This window comes from Arthrobacter sp. QXT-31 (genome assembly GCF_001969265.1).
Taxonomy (GTDB): domain Bacteria; phylum Actinomycetota; class Actinomycetes; order Actinomycetales; family Micrococcaceae; genus Arthrobacter.
Genome location: NZ_CP019304.1, coordinates 102,713 through 125,242 on the forward strand (window position 1 = coordinate 102,713; position 22,530 = coordinate 125,242).

Below are 22,530 nucleotides of genomic sequence, written 5' to 3' on the forward strand. Positions count from 1 at the left end.
CCTTACGCTCCTTCGCGGTTGAGCTGGCGGAAAATTTGCATGAGCCGGTTCAGAGCCGGCAGGTAGGCGTAGAGCTGGTGGGTGTTGCTCAGCAGCACCCCGTGCTTGGCGGAGGAGCTCTGCAGCGACTGGAAGAACGGGCGCGGGAAGGGTGCCGTCATGTCGTCCCATTGCTCATCGGTGCCCTTGATCCAGATGGCTGAATCCTGCGGGTCTGTGTCTGACGGTTCAACGGAAAGGAACTTGCCGTCATCGTAGGTGGCCAGCCAGGCCTTGTCGCCGACGGCGACGTGCAGCTTGCCGGTGTAGTAGCGCATTTCGCGGGTGAACTCGAAGTCCTCGTTCGCGGTCTGCAGCACTTGTGCGAAGTCACGCATTGATTTGCCTTTCATCAGTGAAAGCAGGTGTGGTGATGGGGTTGGCGAGGTACTCAAACATCCTCGTGTGGTCCTCGGCGCCGTGCCCGGCGTCAAGGACGGACTGCCAGATGGCCTCGCAGTCGTGGCTGAACGGTGCCGCCACGTTTAGGGAATCGGCGAGGGCGGTGGCGATTTTAATGTCTTTGGTCATCAGGCCGATCGGGAAGCCGGATCCGTACGTGCCGCTGAGCATGAACTGTGCGACCTTGTTCTCGGACGTGTTGCTGCGTCCGGAGGAGGCGTTCAGCACATCGTTGAGGACCTTCGGGTCGATGCCGAAGCGTTCACCAACGCGCAGTGCTTCGACGGTGGCGGCGACCGAGGCCGCGGAAACCAGGTTGTTCAGTGCTTTGGCTGCGTGTCCGGAGCCGGCTTGGCCCACGTGGATGGCGGATCTGCCCAGGACATCGAAGAGTTCCTTGGCCTGGTCCATGTCCTGCCAGCGGCCGCCGACCATGATGGCGAGCTGGCCGTTCTTGGCTCCGCGGACACCGCCGGAAACCGGGGCGTCCAGGTAGCGCATGCCCTGCTGTTCCAGCCGGGCGCCGAGGTCACGGGAACGGATCGGCTCGGAGGAGGACATGTCGATGAACAGGGTGTTCAGTGACGCGGCGGCGGCGACTCCGCCGGTCAGGACGGCTTCGACGATGTCGGAGTTGGGCAGCATCGTGATGATGATGTCCACTTCCTGCCAGGCCTTGAGGCCGGTGACGGTGCGGGAAGCGGGATGTTGGTCCTGGAAGCGCTGAATAGCGCCCTGGTCCCGGTCATCGACGATGAGCGTGTGGCCGGCTTCGGCGAGGCGGGAGGCCATGGGGAAGCCCATGTTGCCCAGTCCGATGAAGCCGATGGTGCTCATGCTTCAGCTTCCATTTCCTTGAAGACCTCGCGGGCGAGGCGGAAGCTTTCCAGTGCCGCCGGGACACCGCAGTAGATGGCGACCTGCAGGAAGACTTCCTTGATCTGCTCCTTGGTGACACCGTTGCGGATGGCTCCGCGGACGTGGACCTTCAGTTCGTGGGGCCGGTTCAGGGCGCTGATCATGGCCAGGTTGATCAGGCTCCGCTGGGCGCGTTCCAACCCGGGGCGGTTCCACACGTCACCCCAGCAGTACTGGGTGACGAGTTCCTGCATCGGCATGGAGAATTCGTCGGCACTGTCCAGGCTGCGCTGAACGTAGGCGTCGCCGAGTACTTCGCGGCGTGTGGCCAGGCCCTTGTCGAACAGTTCCTGGTTCAGGGTTGCGGTGCTCACTGTGCTGCTCCTTGTGCTGCTTCCTCGGCGGCGTTGAGGGGGGTCTGGTCCCAGACCGCCTGGATGTTGGTGAATTCGTGGACTCCGAGGTAGGAGAGTTCACGGCCGAAGCCACTCTTCTTCACTCCCCCGATCGGGATGCGGGGGTCCGAGACGGAGAGTCCGTTGATGAAGACGCCGCCGGCGTCGATTTTCCGGGCCATGTCCCGGGCCTTGGCGTTGTCACCGGTCCAGATGGCTGCGCTCAGGCCGAATTCGGAGTTGTTGGCCTTCGCCAGCGCGTCCTCTGCGTCGTCGGCGGCGATGACCGTGGCAACCGGGCCAAAGATTTCTTCCTTGAAGGCGGTCATGGACTCTGTGACGCCGGCCAGGACAGTCGGAGCGTAGAAGGACCCTACCCCGGGGAGCCGGTGACCACCGGTCAGGAGTTCGGCGCCTTCAGCGACGGAACGCTTCACTTGGTCATCGACATCCAGCAGGGCTTCCTCTTTGGCCATCGGTCCGACGAAGGTCTCCGGGTCGGTCGGGTCGCCGACTTTGAAGCCCTCGACCTTGCGGGCAAGCTTGGCCGTGAACTCTGCGTACACCGGACGCTCGACGATGATCCGCTTGGCCGAGATGCACACCTGGCCGGCGTTGACCATGCGGCCTGTGGCTGCAGCGTCAACGGCCTTATCCAGGTCCGCGTCCGCCAGGACAATGAACGGGTCAGAACCACCGAGTTCAAGGATGACCTTTTTCAGGGCGCGGCCGGCTTCTGCGGCGACGCTCTGGCCCGCTACGGTCCCGCCGGTCACGGCCACGCCGGTGATCCGCGGGTCATGGATGATGGCCGGGACCTGGTGGCGGTCGCAGTTGACGACCGCGAAGGTGCCCTTCGGCAGGCCTGCCTCCTCCCACAGGTCCTGCAGGGCCAGGGCGCACCCGACAACGTTCGAGGCCGGCTTCAGCAGGTATCCGTTACCGCTTAGGATGATCGGGGCTGCGCCCCGGAAGATCTGCCAGACCGGGAAGTTCCACGGCATGATCGCCAGTACGGTGCCTGTGGGCAGGTAGGAGACATACGCTTCGGGACCGATGGTGGTCGGGGTGTCCTGCAGCATGGCAGGGCCGTTCTCGGCATACCAGTCGAGCATGTTGGCGCACTTAGTGACCTCGGCCTGTGCCTGGGTTACTGGCTTGCCCATTTCGGTGGTGATCACGCTGGCCAGCTTCACCGTGTCCCTGCGCAGCAGGTCTGCCAGCTTCCGGAAGACGTTGGAGCGCACTTCCACGGATGTCTCGCTCCAGGCTGCGAACCCTTTCGCAGCAGTGTTGAGAATCTCCACTACGGCGTTCTCATCCACATAGGGATATGCCGCAACGTCTTCGCCTGTGGCAGGGTTCGTCGACTTAGCGACGGCAACTTCTATGATGCCCATTGATGTGTTCCTTAGAGTTCGTGTGATGGGACTAACAACGACTCTAGAAGCCTCCGACACTTTGATAAATAAGAAGTTTCCGAAGTTTCACTTCTCGCAGAGAGAACGATGGTTCCTGGCCATCTTTTCGCCAGAACGAGTTCGCCCGGGGTTGCTAGTTTCCGCCCCTCCTGCGATCCTTCTGTGTACGTGATGCTTCACGGTTTGTTACTTCATCGAGAGAGAACGAGGACAATGGAGATCTCGCAGCTGGAAATCTTCCTCGCCGTCGCCGAGACGGGAAGCATCACCAAGGCGGCGACCAAGTTGCTTCGTGCTCCGTCCAACGTTTCCACGCGCATCCAGCAGCTGGAACGTGAGCTGGGCGTGAAACTGCTGGTCCGGGACAAGCGCCAGAGTTCCCTCTCTGCCGACGGTGAGCTTTTCCGCGACCACGCGCAAAAGATCATCGACCTCGTCAATGACGCCAAGGCCTTCACTGCCCAGGGCGAGCCCCGGGGAAAGTTCAGGCTCGGAGCTTTGGAAAGCACGGCGGCGGTGCGGATCCCGCCGATCCTGGCCAGCTTCCATCTGCACTATCCGGCGGTCGACGTTGAACTGGAAGCCGCATCATCGGGTGTGCTGTTCGACCACCTCCTCAACGGGCAGCTGACAGCAGCCTTCTCGGACGGAAAACCGGCAGTGCCGGCACTGACTGGCATTCGGGCGTTCGCCGAGGACCTGGTGATCCTCACACCGCAAACCGTGACGGAGATCGACGACGACTTCAAGGCCTCCCACCCGACCGCGTTCATGTTCGGGACCATCTGCTCCTACCGCCAGCGCTTTGAAGACTGGCTCGACTTCCAAGGGATCGTTCCCGGACGCATCGTGGAGATCTCCTCGTACTACAGCATGCTCGCCTGCGTCGCGGCCGGAGGAGGTATCTGCATGATGCCCAAATCCCTCTTGGAGACCTTGCCGGGGGCCAGCAAAGTCAACGCCCACGTGATCCCGGGCAAACTGGGCAGGGCCGAAACCTGGCTGATGTGGCGCCGCGACTGCCGGTCAGCGAACCTCAAGGCATTCATCACCGAACTCAAAGAACACCTGAACCCCCTGGATCAGGCGGAGGAAGCAGCAGCCTGACAGACACAAAGGGCCCCCGCTGAGTTGCGAGTTTCAGCGGGGGCGGTCTTGTGCAGGCTGCGCGCTGTTTCGTGCCGCTCAGGAGATGAGCGCGCCTTCGACAAGGACGTTAAGTCCGACATCCTCGCGATAATCAAAAGCGCGCCGGGAGCCTGACTCGTCGATGACCCAGACCACGGTGGAATCGGCGGTCTTGGTGTCCACAACGGCCGGATACCGGCGCCCGTTTGATTCAACGACCTCAACTGGGTCGTTCGCTGCAAGAAGTGTCCAGTCCTGGGTGGCACGGAATTGCTGCCTCATTATTGCTTCCCTTCAGCAAAGGTCACGGGCATGGATTGGAAGAGTCCGTCGCAATAGGCGCTCACAACGGCGAGGCAAATGCGCCGGAGCCGCTCAGGGAACTTCATTGGGGATCACCTCGGTGGTATAGGTGGAGACGTGGCGGGAAGCGAGCCGCGGAATGATTTTTGTGGCGCCCAACTCCAGGAAGTGTTGGCTTTCCCGGTGCCGGTTGAAGTCATCAGCGTCGTGGTAAGACTGCAGGATCACGATCTGCGTCGTATCCTGTACGCCGCGGTAAAAGTCATAGCTAATGTTGCCCGGCTCCTTGCGGGTGGCTTCAGCCATGGCGCCCAGCAGTTCTAGTACCTGGTCGGTCACTCCGGGCTTCGTCCCGTAATGGGCGACTACGTTGAACACAGCTCTCCTTCGGGAATGTTTAGGTTGGAGGGGGAATCGGGCCGTGCCTCGATTCGATACCTTCAGCGTACGGATGCTCGCCTGTCCGATGTAGCGGCAGTTTGGCAAGCATTCCTTCTCAAACTGAGAACGACCACGGCACGGGCCTTTCCGTCGGGGTCGACCCGGTGCCGTGGCTTGAACCTTTGTCTCCGTGATCAGGACCCCGCGGGAATCCAGCGGTAGAGAGTGGGCACGGAGACGCCCAAGTCCCTGGCAACGTCCTTGGGTGCTATGCCTTCACGCAGGAGCTTCTTGGCCGAGCGGATCTTCGACTCCGTCATGACTCTCTTTCTACCGCCCACCCGTCCCTGCTCCCTCGCGGCAAGCAAGCCAGCCTGAGTTCGCTCGACCAGGAGATCCCTCTCCATCTGCGACAGGCTGGCCATGACATTGAAGAAAAAACGCCCAGAGGCCGTGGTCGTGTCGATTGCGTCCGTCAGGCTAATGAATCCAATCTGCTGCTCGCTGAGCCTCCCGGCGAATTCCAGGAGGTCCTTAGCGCTCCGGCCCAGCCGGTCGAGCTTCCAGACAACGAGCGTGTCGCCTTCCCGCAGAACATCAAGTGCCCGATCTAAGCCTGGACGTTGCGTTTTCGCTCCGCTCATCACGTCGTCGAAGATCCGGTTGCATCCAGCTGCCTTGAGCGCATCAAGCTGCAGGGACAAATTCTGATCGCGCGTGGAAACCCTGGCGTACCCGATGCGATGCGTCGTCATGAATCAAAAACTTCCGTTCTCGAAACCCGTCCGTGGGTGTTGAATTGAGCCTATTGTTTTGAGAATCGTTTATGAGAACGCCGGCGAGGTGTGGGTTTTGGCGGTGCTTGGCGGCGTTCTGTTGTCGCTATGTGTCGTGACTGCCTATAGCTGACCGCTGACAGTAGTGCATGCGCGCGGAGTCATTCGGGGCTGACGTGCCGGGCCAAGGGTCAATTTCTACCCGCTTATGTGGTCGTTGCCGCGCATTCGAACGGCGACCACCAGGCCGGAGGCGGCTGTGAGTACGGCGACGGTCGCGATGGCTGCGGGAATCCCATACAGGTCTGCGAGAAGACCCGACAGGAGTGCACCGACGGCGAAGCCGCCGTCACGCCAGAGGCGGTAGATCCCGACGGAGCGGGCCCGCCAGGTGGGGTGTGCGACGTCCCCGATGGCAGCGAGGAGGGCGGGGTAGACCATAGCCGTCCCGGTACCGAGGAGGACTGCGGCGACGAGCCAGGGCCCGAAACTGTGGGCTGCAGCGACTATCGCCAGTCCCGCGGCTTGGACGATCATGCCGGTCACAATGAACCACTTGCGGCCCCACCGGTCTGAGGCGGCACCGGTGAAGAGCTGCCCGGCGCCCCAGACCGCGGGGTAAACGGCGGCCAGGATCCCTACCTGGTTCAGGTTTAGCCCGGCGTTAACGAAGAGGACCGGAAAGAGGCCCCAGGCGAGGCCGTCGTTGAGGTTGTTCACCAGTCCTGCCTGGCTGGCTGCGGAGAGTGAGCGGTCTTTGAAGCTGGTGAGGGTGAAAACCTGTCCCGTGGTAAGGCCGCCGTCGGCACTCTTGTGTGCACTTACGTGCAGGGAAGCCTCGGTCCTGGCGTGGTGGTGGGTCTCGCGAATGGTCAAGGCTGACAGTCCCAGCCCGAGGGCGACGTAGGCGGCTCCGAGGAGGAACGGGCCGGGCCGGAGTCCGTAGGTGGAGGCGATGTAGCCGGTTGCGAGGGCAGTGACGGCGACGCCGAGGTAGCCTGCCGCTTCGTTCAGACCCATGGCGAGGCCGCGCTGTTTCGGGCCCGTCAGGTCCATTTTCATGATGACGGCGGTGGACCAGGTCAGGCCCTGGCTGATGCCGAGGAAGACGTTGGCCGCGACAAGCCATCCCCATGACGGGCCAAGGATGAGCATGAGCGGGACGGGGATCGCTACCAGCCATCCTGTGACGAGGACGGGTTTGCGGCCGTACCGGTCAGAGAGTGTTCCCGCGAAGTAGTTTGTCGCGGCCTTGGACAGGCCGAAGGCGAGGATGTAGGTCAGGGCGCTTGTGTACAGGTCCAAGTGGAAAACCTGCCCTGCCAGCAACGGCAGCACGGTGCGCTCCTGGCCAAGAGTGCCGCCCACCAGGGCGTTGACTGCCATCAGCAGCATGAACTGCGCCAGGTTCTGTCGCAGGCCCAGAGTGACGCCGGCGGAGTCAAGGGTGCTTCCCGCCTTTGTTCTGGCCATACCGGGATGCTCTCTTTCTTGCCGGGGACATAAAGGTGCCCGGACACGTGGGGGACGTGGCCGGGCGGGCCCAGGCAGGAGGGTGTCCTGCCCGGGCGGTCTTAGGGGTTTACTCTGCTGGGACGGCGTTCTGTCGGGTCTGCTGGAGGGCGTCCCAGGCGGCGTAGCTGCCGTCGAGTTCGACGACGTCGTACCCGGCGCGGCGCAGGGCGCTGGCCGCGACCGAGTTCCGGACGCCTGACTGGCAGTAGGTGACGATGGTTCCGTCGGTGGGGAGCTTGTCCAGGTGCCACATGATCCGGCCGCCGCTGAGCTGGTACGAGCCGGGGATGTTCCCGGCGATGTGTTCGCTGCGGTTGCGGACGTCCACGACCAAGGCGACGTCAGAACCCTGCAGGTCCTCGGGCTGGATCAGCTTCGGGGTGGTCATGGGGAGCCCTTCGATGCTGGTGACGTAGCCGGCGACGTTGTCGATGCCGACCCGGACCAGGTGGTCCCACACGTCCATAGCCTGTTCCTGGTCTGTTGCGAGCAGCACCAACGGGTTCTTATCCGTCTCGGGGTTCACGACCCAGGCACCGTAGCTGGCCACGGACTTGCCTGCCGGCACGTTCAGGGACCGGGCAACAGTTCCTTCGTGGACGTCGCTGTTGGGGCGCGTGTCGATGAACGTCAGGGTGTCCTCTGCCAGGCCAGCAGCAACGATGCCGGTTGCCAGTTCGGGCAGCGGCGTCCGCTCACCCATCACGACAGGGCCTTCACGGTTTTCCCGCTTCATCCGACCGAAGTAGGCGTGGGCGTCGGGCTGGCCGTCGAGGAGCTCATCGATGAAGCCCTGCTCGTCATTGGCGGCGAGGTAGGGACCCCACCAGGAGTAGAGCCGCTCGTAGCCAACCGTGGAGGACGGGATGGCGCCGAGAGCCTTGCCGCAGGCGCTGCCGGCGCCGTGGGCCGGGTGGACCTGGACGTAGTCCGGCAGGGTCAGGAACTTATCCCGCAGGCTGGCGAAGAGCTGCTTGGCACCGTCGAAACGGGTGTCGATGCCGCCGGCTGCCTCGTCCAGCAAGTCCGGCCGGCCCAGGTCCCCGGAGAAGACGAAGTCACCGGAGAGCAGGTAGCCGGGCTGGTCGCTGAACGCGCCGTCGGTGACCAGGAAGGACAGGTGCTCGGGAGTGTGGCCCGGGGTGTGGAGGGCCTGGATGCTGATGTTGCCGATGGTGATCTTGTCACCGTCGTAGAGGCGTTCGCCGTCGAATTCGTACTGCCAGTCCGGTCCGCCCTCGCCGGAGACGTAGATCTTCGCGCCAGTGGCGGCGGCCAGCTCGCGGGTGCCGGAGAGGTAGTCGGCGTGGATGTGGGTTTCGGTGACGGCGACGATCTTCATGCCGTTCTTTTCCGCCAGTTCCTGGTAGACCGCGATGTCGCGGCGGCCGTCAACGACGATGGCGGTGCCGTTGGCCTGGCAGCCGATCAGGTAGCTGGCCTGGGCGAGGTCTTCATCGTAAATGCGCTCGATAAGCATCTGGTGTTCTCCTTCATGGAGTGGGTGTCTGGGGGGATTGATTTAAGTGTAATACCCCTGGGGGTATATCGCAATGAGGAATGTGCGCCGGGCAAACGGTACGTGTGCTAGGCCTGCTGGTGGTTTTCGGAAGGCTGGAGTTTGTCTATGTCCAGGTTTTTGACGGCCTGGATGACCTCTTCGAGTCCGGTGGCGTTGAGCGCTCCGGGCTGGGAGAAAACCAGCTTTTTGTCCTTGAAGGCCATGAGGGTGGGGATGGAGGTGATGTTCGCTGCGGCGGAAAGGGCCTGTTCGGCTTCGGTGTCGACCTTGGCGAAGGTGATGTCCGGGTGCCGTTCGGCGGCGGCTCCGTAGGTGGGGGCGAACATGCGGCAGGGGCCGCACCAGGCTGCCCAGAAGTCAACGAAGACGATGTTGTTGTCCTCCAGGGTCTGGGCGAAGGATTGGTCGGTGATGTCGATGGTTGTCATGATCTGTCGTGTCCTTTCGGGCGGGTGGGTGGTTGCCCTGCGGCGGGGTGCCTAGGTGGTGGGGAGTCCGGCGCGGGTCCAGGCGGTCATGCCGCCGGTCATGGTGTCCGCTTTGTAGCCGGCGCCGTTGAGGGCGTCGGCGACGGCGGCGCTGCGGTTGCCGCTGCGGCAGACGGCGATGACGGGCACGGCCGGGTCGAGTTCGCCCAAGCGGGCCTGCAGCTGGCCCATGGGGATGTGCAGGGCGCCGGGGATCATGCCTTCGGCGACTTCGAAGTCCTCGCGGACGTCCAGGATGCGGGCGGTGGAGCGGCGTTGGTCGGCTTCGGTAATGGTGATTTCAGCCATGGGGGTTCTCCTTCGAAGTGGTTCGGCTGGTGTGTGGAAGTGTTGCTTGCCTAGCGGACGGGTTCGCCGGTCTGGCGCCAGGCGGCCATGCCGCCGCGCAATGAGTAGGCGTCGTATCCCTTGGCGGCGAGGAGCCGGGCTGCTGAGGCCGAGCGGACGCCGGAGGCGCAGACGGCGATCACCGGACGGGTTTTCTGGATGCCGGCGGTGCTGGCCTGCAGCCTGTCCAGTGGGACGTGCTTGGCCTGAGGCGCCCGTCCGGTCCGCCATTCCTGGGCTGACCTGACGTCAATGAGCGTGGCCCCAGAGCCCAGGAGGTCCTTGGCCTGCGCTACCGAGATTGTCTTGTAGGGCTTGCTGAAGGCCTTCTTGAGGGAATCGATCAGTCCCATGGTGTTCTCCTCTATGGATGGGTCAGGCGGTGACCGTGCCGGCGGTGACCCACGCCGCGACGGCGAAGATGAGTACCGCGAAAGAGATACGGATGTGCTTGTCCTTGAGGCGACGGGCAAACCGGGCGGCAACGAGCGATCCTGCGATGGCCGGGACCGCGAATGCCAATGTGGTGGTCCAGTCGATGGTGTAGCCGGCGGCGTGGGCGCTGAACCCTGCCGCGGAGTTGACGGCGATGATTGCCAGCGAGGTCCCCACGGCCTGCTTCATGCGCAGGCCCAGGAAGATCGTCAGCGCTGGAGTGATGAGGAAGCCGCCGCCCACGCCCAGGAGCCCGGTGAGGAACCCGACGAGCAGGCCCACCCCCACGGCCTTCGGGGCGCAGGACCGGAAGGCCCGGTTGGGTCCAACGCTGCAGGACCCTTCGGTTTCGCGCGGCTTCTTGAGCATCCGGATGCCCGCCACCACCATGATCGCCGCGAAGGCCAGCATCAGGATGTTCGGGTCCAGCAGCTTGCCCACGGCCGCGCCTGCCCAGGCAGCGGGGATGCCCGCCGCACCCACCAGGGCGATGACCGGCCAGTTCAGGCCCTCCCGGCTCCGCGGGAACAGGGCCGCCAGCGAGGAGATTCCCACCACCAGCAGGGAGGTGGGAATGGCCTGGGCAGGGCTCATCCCGACGCCGTACACCAGGGCCGGAACGGCGATGATGGACCCGCCGCCGCCCACTACGCCAAGGACGATGCCGACGGCCAGCCCCAGACCCAGGGCCGGGATCATGCCGCGGCGTCCTCTGCGGCCACCTGAACGGGAAGCTGCAGGATGGCGCTTTCGCGGGTGGGTTCGTTGGCGGCCTTGTTCCACGGCATGGCAGAGAGGGCCTTGCCCATGGCGCAGGTGTTGGTCGCGGCCGAGAACGTCAGTCCGGTCCCAATGACCCCTGCAAGCGTCCTGATCTTCGGAGAGACGAACTTGCCGCCTGCCAGGCCCAGGACCACGAGGGACCCGGCCACAAGGCGGACCTGCCGCTCAAGGTCCCAGCGGTCCTTACCCTTGACGACGTCCCCGCCGGCGGCAGCGAAACCGGGTGCGCCGCCGGTCAGTACGTAGGCGGTGTCGATACCGGACTTGGCAAGGCGCTGGCGGGCCTGCTCGGCGCGCACGCCGGACTGGCAGACCAGGACCACGCGGGAACCCAGGCGGGCGGCGAGCTCGTCGGTGTGCTCGGACAAAAGCGGTAGCGGCACATTGTAGGAGCCGCGGATGTGCATGGACTCGAATTCTGCGGCGGAGCGGACGTCGATGACCAGGAGGTCCTGGTGCTCTTTGAACCAGGACTGGAGGGTTTCAGGGGCGAGTGCAGTAACGGCGGGTGCTGTGGAAGGGGAAGTCACGGTTGGCCTCTCGGAAGGGGGCGGGGGGATACCCCACCGAGTATTCCAGATACCCCGTGGGGTAGTCAAAACACCCTAGGGGGTATAAGATTGATCCAAGCCCCGATATTGGAGAAACCCGTGGAACTCAATCCCTCAGAACTCACCCCTGTCATCAACCGGCTGAAGCGCGCCCAAGGCCAGCTGTCCGCAGTCACCCGCATGCTTGAAGAAGGCAGGGACTGCAAGGACGTCGTCACCCAGCTCGCCGCTGTCTCGAAGGCGCTGGACCGGGCCGGGTTTGCCATCATCGCCACGGGCCTTGAGCAGTGCATCGTCCAGAAAGACGCAACGATGGACAAGAAAGACCTCGAGAAGCTCTTCCTCTCCCTCGCCTAATCAGGCCAGCCGTCGATCAGCCCAAAGGAGACCCATGACGTACACACTCACTACCACCGTCGACCTTCCCTGGGCCGAAGCCCTGGACCGCGCCCGGGACGCCCTTGCAGCTCAAGGGTTCGGGATCCTCACGGAAATCAACGTCCGCTCCACCTTCCAAGCCAAGCTTGGCGCTGAAGCGGCGGACGCTGTGGGCGACTACGTCATCCTCGGGGCCCGCAATCCGGCCCTGGCCAGCCGCGCCCTCGCAACCGAACCCGAAATCGGCGCGCTGCTGCCGTGCAATGTCGTGGTGCGCCGGAACAAGGACGCAGAGAAGACCACGGTGGAAGCCATCGACCCCCAGACCATGGTCCAACTCAGCGCCGCACCGGCCGTCAAGGAGATCGCCGACGACGCCGGCACCCGCCTCCGGAAGGCCCTCGCCGACCTGGGCGAAACGGCGAAGTAGGGACGTCCGTGCAGACAACGATCCCAGGGACCGTGCAGGCCGGGCCCGGCCTGCTCATCCACTCCGCCGGCCCGCTCGAAAAGGATGCCCTGGCCGGCATCCTGCGCAGCGCCGCCAACGCCCGCACCGCGCTGGGTCAGGAAACTGGCATTGAAGTCGTAGTCCAAGGGCCCGGCGTCAAACTCCTCGCCACCAACACGCCCGCCACGGAAGCCATCACAAACGCCGGGCAACTCCACGTGGACATCCTCGCCTGCGGCAACAGCATGGGCTCAGCCGGCATGGAAGACAAAGACCTCGCCCCAGCATTAGCACGGGGGTATATCGTGTGCCCGCGTTTGCGCCGGAATGCCGTCCGGCGCTCAGATTGGGCGGATACTGAGGGTACTTATCGCCGTGCAGGGGAACCGACGTTAACCGGCCGCTGCTGAACGTTGTGGAGCGCCGAGGGGCTGTCATGCGCAAGTGGGACCAACAGGGCGAGATCCTCCACGAGCATCAGAAAGTAATGGGAAAGACGCAGCCGCCGCGGGACTTGGTCGACGCCTGGGCGGTAGGGGTCGTCGGCCTGATGGCACTGTTTGGGCTGGTCTACGGCCTCGCAGCCTATCTGAGCCGGTAGAGGAACGGCGCCGCCGTCCCTGTGGCAGCGGTCCGGCGGGAATCCTGGTATTTTCGGTGACCCGATGCCTCATCTTTTGCAGCTCTGTGCGCTCGGGCAGCGCTGTCTGTTGCTGCCCGCGGCGGGAACGGATGCGGCGCTTTCAGCAGCGACGACTTGCTCAAAGCGTGGAAAGATTCCAAAAGCGACCCTAGACAGACCGGTCTGTCTAGGTATACCTCTTGTTGCAGCGGTGTTCTGCGGAGCCTCTGATTGTACGCCTTGGGCGCCGCTGGCTGGCGGGAACGACAGAGTTGGACGGGAGTGCAGAGATGGTCGACGACGATATCTTGGCAGTAGCAGAAGCAGCGGCGGTGCTGGAATGTCCCGGCGTCGAACAGCACAGTGCAGAGTTCAGGCTTCGTTCCGCGATCGCCGCTGCTGTGTCGCATGGCAAACCGGTTCGGCAAATTGCCACCGTCGCACACATGACCGCCCTGGAAGTCGTCGATGCCGCCGAAGCTGTTGCCTATCAAGACCGGTGCGAGCCGGACGCTGTCCACAGTTCCATGGTGCAGCTGGCTTGAGCATCGCGACCTGCCGCCAGCGGTCATTGGAGTGCCCCCACGTTCGCCCCGCGGCTGAAACAGCCGCCAACCTCCGGAGTTTCCATAAAAAATATGGTTTGGCTTCGCCGGCCTCGGTTCAAGGTTTCACCGGGATTTCCCAAGGTGAACTGGCCATACTTGCCTTGTCTGGCTCGGAGAACACTGTTTTTGCCACCAGACCCGTCGGTCCCAGGGTCCCCCAATACCTGGGGCTGACGGAATCACTCATCCACGGCACCCGGCCTGGATAAGCGATGTCCTGCAGTATGGCTCGGCGGCCGGTGGAAGCCCGAAAGACCCGGTGGATTCACCGCCTGATGCTCCGCCACGGGCCCTTGGTCCCTCGAGGACTGTAACTTCAGCACCAGCGGGAACAGCTCGCCCGCCTGCGGTCACCGCAACGCACGAACCAAAAGGCGCCTGAGCGTGCTGCACGCGCGGCAAATAGACACCCGGCTCGCGACACGCTCACACCTTGACAGCACACCTGCCGGACTTAATGTCTGGGCAATCCGATTCACGGATTCACCGGCCGGTCAGCGGGGCGGAACCGAAGAGCCCCGTCGCAATGGTCACAGGCGGGGCTCCTCTGATGGTTCGGCTCCTCCGCCGATGGGTGAGCGGAGACGCTGGACCAAAGCTACGGACGGGAGATACAGCTTTGCAAAGTTGTGGCCCAGAAACACCAACACCCCTCACGAAGATGGCAGCAGCACGTTCCTGGCTTCGTCCGCCGATATTGTCGTGTCTTTTCAGCCCGCGAGCCCGAGACAACTAGGCAACCGGCAGTCAGCACCCAATCAAACTGCGTGCTCTGACCGCCCCCAAGGTCGGTCAGAGCACTTACCACCATAGTAATTTGAACTTGCCCTGGGCAACGAATTGCCCGCGGAATACGGGCGCAGAGACCGCCAAATCAGTGCTCCGCCCAAGGAGGCGCGACTCCTCGGCTTATTAGCGGCCACGAAAATGACCGGCGGCCAAGGCCACAACCCGGGAACGACTACAGTGGGCACGCTCCGTGGACAGTCGCCCTGTCGCCCGCCCCGACGGTGCGCTAATTGTTCGCTCCGGCCTTCGGGCTCCGCCGGGATCTACTGTATCCACTGGGTCTCCGAGGGCGAACTGCCGTACTGGTCTAAATTCAGGGAGAAGTCTTCGAGCTTTAGTCGTCTGGGGAGTCCTCGAGCCTGATTACTGAAGGACCGCCCGTGCCAGCGCTGGACCCTGAAACCCTGATCTTCCGGTACACCTGCATGTACGGGGGGCATTCACGGGGCGGGAGCACGATTCGTCGGAGTTCCCTATCGACTGGACGGTGTCAATCTCCGCTGGGGCTGGAGCGTGGAGGGAAGCGCGGGCCAGGACGTGCACGTCGGGGACGCGTTTTTAAGGATCGTGCCCGATGCCGGCACGAGCAACTTTCCGGGCACCATGGGGGCTGTTGATCCGGATGTTGAGCGTCGCCCAGATGCAAGCCCATGAGAGGCCCGACTTGCTGGCTTCCTGTATGAATCTGGGCTGTGCTCTTCCGGTTCTTTCCTCCTTGAGGGGGATCCGCAGTACCGCGGGCACCGCATCGGTCACGGCATCCAGAGAACGATCCTGGGGACCGTTTGAAGGAACACCGCGCTGGCCGTCGTCGGCGACACCGTTGCTGTCTGATGATGCCCCGACGGAGGGTGCCCCCGAGTACGAGAAGGCCAGAACGGTGCTGCGCCACTATTGGCTGGCGGTCGGCTTTCGGGAGGGCAGCAGGTGATGACCTCTACCGCAAATACCCCAAAGCGGAGCCGCGAAACTAGGGCCTCACCCCCGTCCACCTCGCGGACTCATCCGCAGTTAAAGTTCCTCACGGCGGATTCTGCTCGCACCAGACCCCTGAAACGGACCGGGCTATCCCGGCCCACTGCGGCTGTGAGCCCTTTCCAGCCGTGAGGGGCCGCAGGTTGCAAGGTGGATCAAGGCTTTCCCAAGGATTCGGCGGCAGACTGTCCTTGCTCCCTTCATGGGGGTGCAGTCACGGGCAAGGTGCTGCAAGTTCCTTCGTCGGGGCCGGAACGCTCCCCCAATACGCTCCACCCCGGCGGAGGGCACATTAACGTTCTTGAGGCCCATCGCGTAGTGCCAGCAGCAGCACCCAAACCGGTTACGGTTATTCACGATCCGGGCAACTATTCTGCGGAAAGCCTTGTATGGGATGCGAGGCTCGCAAAATACGGCTGGAACAAGGATCAACCGGACGATGAAAGCTATTCCTCCATCTACTTTTCGCTGTTAAGCCTGGGAGATTTCGGACGCTACGTAGTTGAATCAGGCCTCCATCACTTCTCACGCTACCGCACAGGCTCCGAATACCCAGAGCCCTTGGACAAGAAGCCACGATTTATCCGTGCCAGGTGGAAGAAGTTCGTCGCGTCGCTGAGCGATGACCAGAAGCATGCACTCGAGACCCTCGTGCGCGACCCCGGGCCCGAACGGATGATTCAACTCAGCATCCTCCAGTATCGCGGTGACGACCTGCTCACCGACGAGCAATACAAGTTACTCGACAGCGTGTACGTCTATCCAAAAGCCGTCAACGACGAGTACCCGGCCAAGGACGCACGGCGCTGGGTCTTCCGCCGTGCGCTCAGCCTCGGCTGGACGCCGAAGCTCTTCGGGGTGCAGGACCGTAGCATTGGGCGGGGTCGAGGACGGGAAGGGCATAAGGCTGAACGCTGGGGCAAGAAATACCAGTGGATGGCCTACCACGAGCTGTTGGCCCGCGTCGCTGACAACTACCACCCTTCTCGACGCTTCGACGAAAACCAGCCATATGAAGGACTGCATCAGATTACCGGCGAGCGAGAAATCGACCCCAGCCTCCCACCAATCGATTTCCGCGCCTTCAACGAAAATGGCGGAATCGGCGCAACCGCGTGGCAACCTCCGCTGATCCAGCTTGAGGAATGGCCGCCCACACCGCTCGACTTCAACCAGTACCGGGGAGACATCCGACGCTTTCTCGCCGATATGGACTCAGAACCAACAGTTGCAGGCTCCATGTTCCGTCGTGACCGTGGTGGCAACGATTGGGTAGTTCTTGAAAGCGTCATTAAGCAGGTGGATCCCCAGGCCCGAAAGGGCTGGAGGGGCCTTCGCGAGCAAGCCGCCGTCGACACCCTGCTCATCGCAGCAGACGCCGCTGAGGAGTTTCTCACCGACCTACCTGACGATCCTCACCATCAAATCCCTGACCTCTTCGATTCTCATGGCCACACCGGCTGCTGCTATGTCGGCGAAGTTGGTCGGGTCGGTGGAAGCTGCTGTCACCGACACGACCAGCTCCGGCCGATCGAGGTCGGCAACAAGACCTTCCGGCTCGTGCCGACTGTGGAGCAATATTCCTGGGAGGGCAGTGTCCTCGACTGTTCTATTGGCGAGACCGCAAGCACCGTTCTTCCCTCAACGTTCATCCAACAAACTGCAGGACTAACATTCGACATGCGCGGGCCAAGCTGGCTGAACGCAGCCGGTCATCCTATCTTCACGTACTACGAAGAAGAAGGGAACGACAGCCACGCCTTTCTCGTAAGCGCATGCTTCCTCCGCAACTTCTTGACTGAGCACAAGCTAGCGCTGATCGTGCTGCACTGGTTCGACCGGATGGAACTTAAAGAAGATCACAGCGGCCCACACCCTTATGCAGAGTCAAGGATCCATGCCCGAATGTCAGCAGACTTGAAGATCTTCGAAGATACGCCGAGAAGGAGCGGACGAGGCCTCGGTTGAAAGGGCCTGCAGCCGCTTAAGTTCCTAGGCTCTGAACTCCCTCTACGCGTTGAGAGCACGTCGCTTACCGGCCGCGGTGTCTACGCCCTACGTTTCGATATTTGGTGCGCTTTGACCATCGGCAACTACGACTGGGGCTTGTAGGTGGTGGTGGCGCCGAGGTGGCCAAACCTCCCTCCGGATTGACAGCCTTCGGCACGAGGTCACGCCGAGTGGCGGGCCATGAGCGTCGCTGGCTAGTTGATGATGGCAACGTCCGGCTCCCAGAAATGACGGGTGACGCCATGGTCTTCGTCGGCAGCGCGTTCACCCAGCTCGATGGTTATGAGTTCGTCACCTTCGTAGGCGGGACTTAACTCGAGCGCAAGATAGTCAAACAGCTCTCGCTCGTGCACTGCGATGATGACCTGTCGTTCGTTCTGTTTCGACAATAGACGGACGAGGGCAGCGAACTGCGCGACATGCACCTCGTCCATCGCTTGCACAGGGTCGTCGAACACCAGACAAGGGACGAGAGGCTCGACTGCGAGATGGAGCGCGAGAAACAACGACAGCGCTGCGGTGTTGAGGTTGCCTGCGGACAACATCATTTGCGGTGGCCCGCTGGTTTCCCCGTCGCGGTGAATGGTTTCCAGTTTGATGTCGAAGGTCTTCTTGGCCGCGCTTGGGATGCCGAATCTTGGAATGAAGCTCTCGTCGGGGGCGAGTCTGGTGAACACAGACTTCCATACGTCATTGAGGGACTCAGTGAAGACGCGGTGGACGATGGCGGTTCGCGCCTGTGATGCGGCTTCGTGGACCTCCTTCGCCACTCCTTGACGGCGTTTGGCTTCCGCGAACCGGTCTTCCCAGTGCTTCTTCTGTTCCACCACGTCAACCACTTGGCGACCGATCAGAGAGTCGCGCTCAAGGGCTTTCACCAGGAAAGCAGCTTGCTCAACGGCCTTCTCGCTCTGCTCGGCCTTGCCCTTGAGGCGGGCAACGTGGGCGTCCGCGTGGTCACGCAGTTCGTTCAACGCCGCCGGGAAATCCGAGGTTGTTGGCACGGCTGCCCGCAGCACGTCCGCATACTTTGCGATCTCGCGGCTGATGTGTGCCTCTTCCAAGGTCGCAACCTCAAGGTCGTCCAGTGTCTGTTGAAGATCGCGCTCGTTCCGCTCGAGATCTTTGCCGTAGGACTTCGCCAATTCGATATCACCGACCTGGACAGCGAGTTCGGTAAGCATCGTGAGACGGTCCTCGATGAACTGCCGCTGGTCTGGAGTGAGAAGGGTGCCCGATAGCTTGGTGAGTTCGACTTCAGCACGTGCAATTCGTGCGACCAGGCGATCGCGATCATGGCGAAGGACCACGAGTTGCTGGCCATGGGTCGCTAGGTCGGCCAGTTTGCCATCAATGTGGGCCAACAAATTGTGCCCGGCGGTTTCAGCGAAGTCACGATCACAGACTGGGCATCTGTTGCTTTCTACGGCCACAGCGCGGGCTGCGGTCAGGCTCTCCACGAGTGCACTTGAATGCTCGTGAGCCGCGGTAAGTCTCGTTTGAACTGCATCAAGCTCGGCCTGGTCGCTCACCAAATCCGTGCGAACGGACTCGGTCTGCCTGTGAAAATCCAAATCGCTGCGCAGTTTCTGAGCAGCGACATTCTTGGCATGTTCGATCGCGCTTCGCGGATCGGTCTGAAGGCTGGCGCCGGCGGCCGCCGCGGCCGCTTCCCATGCCCGAATCTCTACCCCGCTCGTGGCTTCCCATTCCTTTTTTCGGGTCGCCGTAGCTGCTAATGCGGTGCGCTTCTCCTCGAGGCGCTGCGGGGTTGGGCGCTCAAGGAGCGCGGAGATGCGGCCGCCTAAGGCGATGAGCTCTTGCTGACGTCTTGTCGCACCCTCCAACTCTGTACGGGTGGAGGTGTCGTGGCGGAGTGCGTCCGCGTATTCGAGGAGGGCCTGATCGGTCTCCTGTTCGGCCCCACCATGGTTGAGGCCTGCGATCGTCTCGCGCAGCGCGGTTCGCGCGCTGGCAACCTCCGACCGACACTCTGCCAACAGGGCGGTTTGTTTCTTGAGTTCAGCTGCTGCGGCTTTTGCTTCACGGTCGGCGTCGTCTACGCCTATTGCGAGCTTCTTAAGAAACCTCAGGTCGAGGGCCTCACGGAGTCCGTCGCGGAGGGCATCTAGCTTCTCCAACCCGAGGAGTTCATTGACGAACTTCTCCAGCGCCGATTGATTGCTTCCCTCGCGGTCCTGATACAGATCGAGCAGACGACTCAGGGAGGCCTGGTCCAGGTAGCAGCGTTCGGCGTAAAACTGCGCCGTCGACGTGCTGAACGCCGGGGTCCCTTCCGTACGCGCACCGCCGACCGTCAGCGGCTGCCCGGGATTACCTGCTTGCAGACTCTCGGCGACATCGACACGAACGGTCGCGTATGGCTGACCGAAGAATGGTAGATGAGCTCTGTAGCGCGGTGAGCTCCGTTCCATGCTCCGGATGGAACCGGTCAGCGCAAGCTCGAGCGCGGACAACACGCTGGTCTTTCCTGTCCCGTTGGGCCCATGAATGAGAACGATGGGGGCATCTAGCGGGAACTCGCGCGTGCCCTCGATACGGCGGAAGTCCGAAACCGTCAGTCGACGAACCGGAAGGTCACGCATTTTCGTCTCCCTTCTTGTCTGTCCAGCCTGCCCCGGCGTTCGCGTACCGCCGCAGAGCTTCCCGGACTGCTTCTGGTCCGTCTTGGGCGGCTTGGATGAGTGCAATATGCTCCGATGATGCCTTAGAAGGTCCAAGGGCACCCATCACATCGTTGAGCGGGTCGCTTCCATGCATGAGATCGGCGTTGGGGAGGCTGAGGGGGAGCAAGACAGCGACTGCTTCCTCGATTTCGGATACATCTGGCGTCGCTGACGATATAGGAAGGATCCGTGCATAGCGTTCGAGCTCCAATCGATCTCTGGCAGCAACTCCGCCGAGAACCACGAGGCTGACCGGGCGACGAGACTCGGCCAGGTCGAGGGAACGAGCTAGACCTGCGACAAGGCGCTGCAAGCGGCGAGGAGGAACTTGGTCAGTGGCAATCAATACCAAGTCATGCGAACTCTTGGTTCCTCGCGCGGCCGCTTCGAAGTCAAACTCTGTACCGACGATCGTCAAGGGCTTCGGCAGCCGTTCGAAGCCAGCGCGTTCGAGTACAGCAAGGACGTTGTAGACACTCGTCATCAGAATCCTCCTGCCAGTTTGAATGCCTCATACAACTCGTCAACTGAGGACGTCTCGCACATGCTGGATGCGACGTTGAACCGTCCAGCGCCGGACTTGCCATCGCGTCCATAACGGGATCTTGGGGACCTGGTCTGCGTTCGAGGCTCCTCGTCCGCAACGACGACCAGAGCACTCGCGTCGCCATCGTCGAGTGCACCATCCAACTCGAGCCCCGTCAAGGCCGGGGCGTCCTTCACGAAGAAGACACGCGCATCTCTGGGACCGGCTAGAAGACGGATCACGCCACCGTCGGGTGCTTTACTGTAGCCTGGCTCAACCGACCACTGTCCGGTGCTGAGTCCTCTAGCAATGAGGGCCAACGCGATGGCGAGCCGACCGAACTGTTTCGCTGGGTAATCCGGGTTGAGCACCGCATGGGCGATGGGACGCTCCGATAGCGGTTCGTAGCGTTTAGTATTCTCATCCGGGGTCCGGCCCGCGCGGAAGATTGTCAGAGCCAGATTCACCACATCAATCAAGCGGGCTGTGAACCCGCGCTGAAACTCCAAGATCTCCGAAAACTCGAGTGTTTCAAAGTTGTCGGGTTGAGCAAGGCTGGCGGCAAGGTCGCGCAGCTCGAAGAGATGGGTCTGCAACCGCTGCGCGGCCGCCGGCTCCCAGACGCCCTCAACGCTATGTTCGAGCAGGTAGCTCAGCTTCTCCGTGAGAGACGCCAGAACCAAAGCCAACAGTGTCGGCTTGGCGTAAGCCCCCAACAGAGCAGACTCCGCAATCGCCTTCGAGTTGCCCTGATAATTCTCACCAAACGTAATTTTGAGCAAGAGCCGGTGGTACGACTCGAGTCGCTCTTCACTGAGCACAACGGAAGGGGGAGCCGCGGGCCACGGGCGGGAAAGGTCCTGAATGGAATTCGCAAACATCGTGTGGAGGTTCGCGTCCTGCGCCGACAGGCCTAGCATCAGGGTCAGTCTGTCCGTGTACAGCGTTTCAAGATGCTTCCGCATGGACCGGTTCTCTTGCTTCGTGGTCCATGTCGAGATCTGCGACTCACGAGCAATGAGATGATCTCGATACTCCCCCTGGAAGTCTCGGGCGCGCACCGCGCACCCGTGGAACTTGATGATGTCGATACGCGGGCCGTGTTCACGGAAGTCGTCAGGTTTCACCACCACGCGGACGAGCGACGCAAATGCCGGGGTCAGTTCATTCAATGCCTTCTCGAGAAGGCCGTCCCAGTTGGCCGTGACCGCTGTTGGCACCAACCCTTCGAGCAGGAGGATAGCGATGCAGTAGTGCTCTACATCTGGTTCAAGATCCGGTGCCCCGTACGTGTCCGGAACATCGAGCCCGGTCCAGACGAGATAGTCTTCTGGACTATCGTCCCCAACGGGTACATCGAGCACACTTGAGTACTTCGTCACGAGTGCGGCGAGGATTTGCTTCCGCAGATCCCAGTTGCTCACCGCGATAGAGAAATCGATAGATTCAAGTTCTTCTCGGGTCAATGGCGTGAGCCGAAGGACTTCATCGAGCGCCATCCGGTACTCGCATTCGGGGTTAATTGGATCGAGGTGCGACCGGAGATGCTCTATTACACGCTCGAGGAGATCGTTAACATTCGGAACCCTCTCGCGCGAGATCCCCGAGCCCAGCCAAAAGACGTACTGTCCCGCATTGAAGCCAGAAGAGAACTCTGAAAACGTCGAGTCAAACTTCTCCAATACAGCCGGAACTGTTCTTGCAGGTTCATTGCTCATTCCAGCCCCCCAGGTGCGAAAAGTCTCCGCGCCTCGCGGATGGGCGACACGTCAATGCGCGTCCTCACCCATCTTGCCATGCGTTGCAGGCCTCTTACCTTGCTCTTCCTGGGGCGTGTCACCGGTGACGGGCCCGTTAGACCCTGATCACGAGACGACATTGCACCCAGCTAAAACGGCTACCAGCATGGCTTCAGGGTGAAAAGACCCCATTGACCATGTCGGTATCCAATCCTCATTCTCGGGGGGTCAGGCCCGCCGCTGCACACGGCGCAGGTCTCCGCGGCTGATGTGGTCCTATTCCGCAGCAATGCCGAGCCGAGTCAATGGAGTATGAAACCTGGTCATGCAGCCAGCCGGACGCCCTGCCATGAACAGTCGAGGAAGCAAAAACAGGCAACGTCGCAGCGCGGGACAGGTTCCTCCGAACCCGGAAAAGGTC

General features: G+C 62.2%; 24 protein-coding genes. 7 read left to right on the forward strand and 17 right to left on the reverse strand.

All coding sequences use genetic code 11. From position 1 onward, the window contains the following. Positions 1-2: 2 nt before the first annotated feature. The 4 genes from BWQ92_RS00540 to BWQ92_RS00555 are packed head-to-tail and all read right to left on the reverse strand — an operon-like array spanning position 3 to position 3,094. Entirely contained in the window at positions 3-377 is a 375-nt protein-coding gene (locus tag BWQ92_RS00540; RefSeq protein WP_076797768.1) for a hypothetical protein, read from the reverse strand. Further along, on the reverse strand, positions 370-1,278 hold the full coding sequence (locus BWQ92_RS00545) for an NAD(P)-dependent oxidoreductase (protein ID WP_076797769.1): 909 nt from the start codon (positions 1,276-1,278) through the stop codon (positions 370-372). Before BWQ92_RS00545 ends, BWQ92_RS00540 begins: the two co-directional genes overlap by 8 nt. Beyond that, the gene (pcaC, locus tag BWQ92_RS00550; RefSeq protein ID WP_216639962.1) at positions 1,275-1,673 is read right to left on the reverse strand and encodes a 4-carboxymuconolactone decarboxylase; all 399 of its coding nucleotides are present in this window, start codon (positions 1,671-1,673) and stop codon (positions 1,275-1,277) included. Before pcaC ends, BWQ92_RS00545 begins: the two co-directional genes overlap by 4 nt. Next, positions 1,670-3,094 (reverse strand): NAD-dependent succinate-semialdehyde dehydrogenase, encoded by a 1,425-nt coding sequence (locus BWQ92_RS00555; RefSeq protein WP_076797770.1) that lies wholly within the window; start codon positions 3,092-3,094, stop codon positions 1,670-1,672. Before BWQ92_RS00555 ends, pcaC begins: the two co-directional genes overlap by 4 nt. A 234-nt stretch (positions 3,095-3,328) precedes the next feature. Here BWQ92_RS00555 and BWQ92_RS00560 point away from each other — a divergent pair, with 234 nt between their 5' ends. Next, complete coding sequence (locus BWQ92_RS00560; protein WP_076797771.1) at positions 3,329-4,222, forward strand: LysR family transcriptional regulator; 894 nt, start codon at positions 3,329-3,331, stop codon at positions 4,220-4,222. A 78-nt stretch (positions 4,223-4,300) separates the two neighbouring features. Here the strand turns inward: BWQ92_RS00560 and BWQ92_RS00565 are convergent, their stop codons facing one another. The 10 genes from BWQ92_RS00565 to BWQ92_RS00610 all read right to left on the reverse strand — a co-directional run bounded on the left by BWQ92_RS00565 (position 4,301) and on the right by BWQ92_RS00610 (position 11,303). Next, the gene (locus tag BWQ92_RS00565; protein ID WP_076797772.1) at positions 4,301-4,525 is read right to left on the reverse strand and encodes a hypothetical protein; all 225 of its coding nucleotides are present in this window, start codon (positions 4,523-4,525) and stop codon (positions 4,301-4,303) included. Between the two features lie 93 nt (positions 4,526-4,618). Further along, complete coding sequence (locus tag BWQ92_RS23785) at positions 4,619-4,924, reverse strand: putative quinol monooxygenase (RefSeq protein WP_076797773.1); 306 nt, start codon at positions 4,922-4,924, stop codon at positions 4,619-4,621. Positions 4,925-5,121: 197 nt separating this feature from the next. After that, entirely contained in the window at positions 5,122-5,682 is a 561-nt protein-coding gene (locus tag BWQ92_RS00575) for a recombinase family protein (RefSeq protein WP_076797774.1), read from the reverse strand. A 219-nt stretch (positions 5,683-5,901) separates the two neighbouring features. After that, positions 5,902-7,176, reverse strand: coding sequence for an MFS transporter (locus tag BWQ92_RS00580; protein ID WP_076797775.1), 1,275 nt, complete (start codon positions 7,174-7,176; stop codon positions 5,902-5,904). Positions 7,177-7,285: 109 nt separating this feature from the next. Then, complete coding sequence (locus tag BWQ92_RS00585; protein ID WP_076797776.1) at positions 7,286-8,698, reverse strand: MBL fold metallo-hydrolase; 1,413 nt, start codon at positions 8,696-8,698, stop codon at positions 7,286-7,288. A gap of 107 nt (positions 8,699-8,805) precedes the next feature. Then, the gene (gene trxA, locus BWQ92_RS00590) at positions 8,806-9,168 is read right to left on the reverse strand and encodes a thioredoxin (protein ID WP_076797777.1); all 363 of its coding nucleotides are present in this window, start codon (positions 9,166-9,168) and stop codon (positions 8,806-8,808) included. A 51-nt stretch (positions 9,169-9,219) separates the two neighbouring features. Continuing rightward, positions 9,220-9,516, reverse strand: coding sequence for a rhodanese-like domain-containing protein (locus BWQ92_RS00595; RefSeq protein WP_076797778.1), 297 nt, complete (start codon positions 9,514-9,516; stop codon positions 9,220-9,222). Between the two features lie 50 nt (positions 9,517-9,566). Then, entirely contained in the window at positions 9,567-9,908 is a 342-nt protein-coding gene (locus BWQ92_RS00600) for a rhodanese-like domain-containing protein (protein ID WP_076797779.1), read from the reverse strand. Between the two features lie 22 nt (positions 9,909-9,930). Beyond that, positions 9,931-10,689: a sulfite exporter TauE/SafE family protein gene (locus BWQ92_RS00605; RefSeq protein ID WP_076797780.1), complete on the reverse strand. Its 759-nt coding sequence runs from the start codon at positions 10,687-10,689 to the stop codon at positions 9,931-9,933. Continuing rightward, the gene (locus BWQ92_RS00610; protein ID WP_076797781.1) at positions 10,686-11,303 is read right to left on the reverse strand and encodes a rhodanese-like domain-containing protein; all 618 of its coding nucleotides are present in this window, start codon (positions 11,301-11,303) and stop codon (positions 10,686-10,688) included. The genes BWQ92_RS00605 and BWQ92_RS00610 overlap by 4 nt, the downstream gene beginning before the upstream one ends. Before the next feature lie 120 nt (positions 11,304-11,423). Here BWQ92_RS00610 and BWQ92_RS00615 point away from each other — a divergent pair, with 120 nt between their 5' ends. The 6 genes from BWQ92_RS00615 to BWQ92_RS00635 all read left to right on the forward strand — a co-directional run bounded on the left by BWQ92_RS00615 (position 11,424) and on the right by BWQ92_RS00635 (position 17,115). Then, complete coding sequence (locus tag BWQ92_RS00615) at positions 11,424-11,681, forward strand: metal-sensitive transcriptional regulator (protein WP_014920545.1); 258 nt, start codon at positions 11,424-11,426, stop codon at positions 11,679-11,681. Positions 11,682-11,715: 34 nt separating this feature from the next. Further along, complete coding sequence (locus BWQ92_RS00620; protein WP_076797782.1) at positions 11,716-12,132, forward strand: DUF302 domain-containing protein; 417 nt, start codon at positions 11,716-11,718, stop codon at positions 12,130-12,132. An 8-nt stretch (positions 12,133-12,140) separates the two neighbouring features. Beyond that, positions 12,141-12,563 carry a hypothetical protein gene (locus BWQ92_RS24090; RefSeq protein WP_236783059.1) on the forward strand — a complete coding sequence of 141 codons (423 nt, stop codon included), beginning with the start codon at positions 12,141-12,143 and terminating at the stop codon, positions 12,561-12,563. A 26-nt stretch (positions 12,564-12,589) separates the two neighbouring features. Next, the gene (locus tag BWQ92_RS23375; RefSeq protein ID WP_157365064.1) at positions 12,590-12,754 is read left to right on the forward strand and encodes a hypothetical protein; all 165 of its coding nucleotides are present in this window, start codon (positions 12,590-12,592) and stop codon (positions 12,752-12,754) included. 311 nt (positions 12,755-13,065) lie between these two features. Further along, positions 13,066-13,320 (forward strand): hypothetical protein, encoded by a 255-nt coding sequence (locus BWQ92_RS00630; RefSeq protein WP_076797783.1) that lies wholly within the window; start codon positions 13,066-13,068, stop codon positions 13,318-13,320. A 2,145-nt stretch (positions 13,321-15,465) separates the two neighbouring features. Then, the gene (locus BWQ92_RS00635) at positions 15,466-17,115 is read left to right on the forward strand and encodes a hypothetical protein (protein ID WP_157365065.1); all 1,650 of its coding nucleotides are present in this window, start codon (positions 15,466-15,468) and stop codon (positions 17,113-17,115) included. A 236-nt stretch (positions 17,116-17,351) separates the two neighbouring features. On the opposite strand, the gene BWQ92_RS00640 is transcribed toward BWQ92_RS00635, so the two are convergent. The 3 genes from BWQ92_RS00640 to BWQ92_RS00650 are packed head-to-tail and all read right to left on the reverse strand — an operon-like array spanning position 17,352 to position 22,088. After that, positions 17,352-19,763, reverse strand: a complete 2,412-nt coding sequence (locus tag BWQ92_RS00640; RefSeq protein WP_076797785.1) for an AAA family ATPase — start codon at positions 19,761-19,763, stop codon at positions 17,352-17,354. After that, entirely contained in the window at positions 19,756-20,328 is a 573-nt protein-coding gene (locus BWQ92_RS00645; protein WP_076797786.1) for a hypothetical protein, read from the reverse strand. Before BWQ92_RS00645 ends, BWQ92_RS00640 begins: the two co-directional genes overlap by 8 nt. Further along, positions 20,328-22,088 (reverse strand): SIR2 family protein, encoded by a 1,761-nt coding sequence (locus tag BWQ92_RS00650; RefSeq protein WP_083706176.1) that lies wholly within the window; start codon positions 22,086-22,088, stop codon positions 20,328-20,330. The genes BWQ92_RS00645 and BWQ92_RS00650 overlap by 1 nt, the downstream gene beginning before the upstream one ends. Between the last annotated feature and the right edge of the window lie 442 nt (positions 22,089-22,530).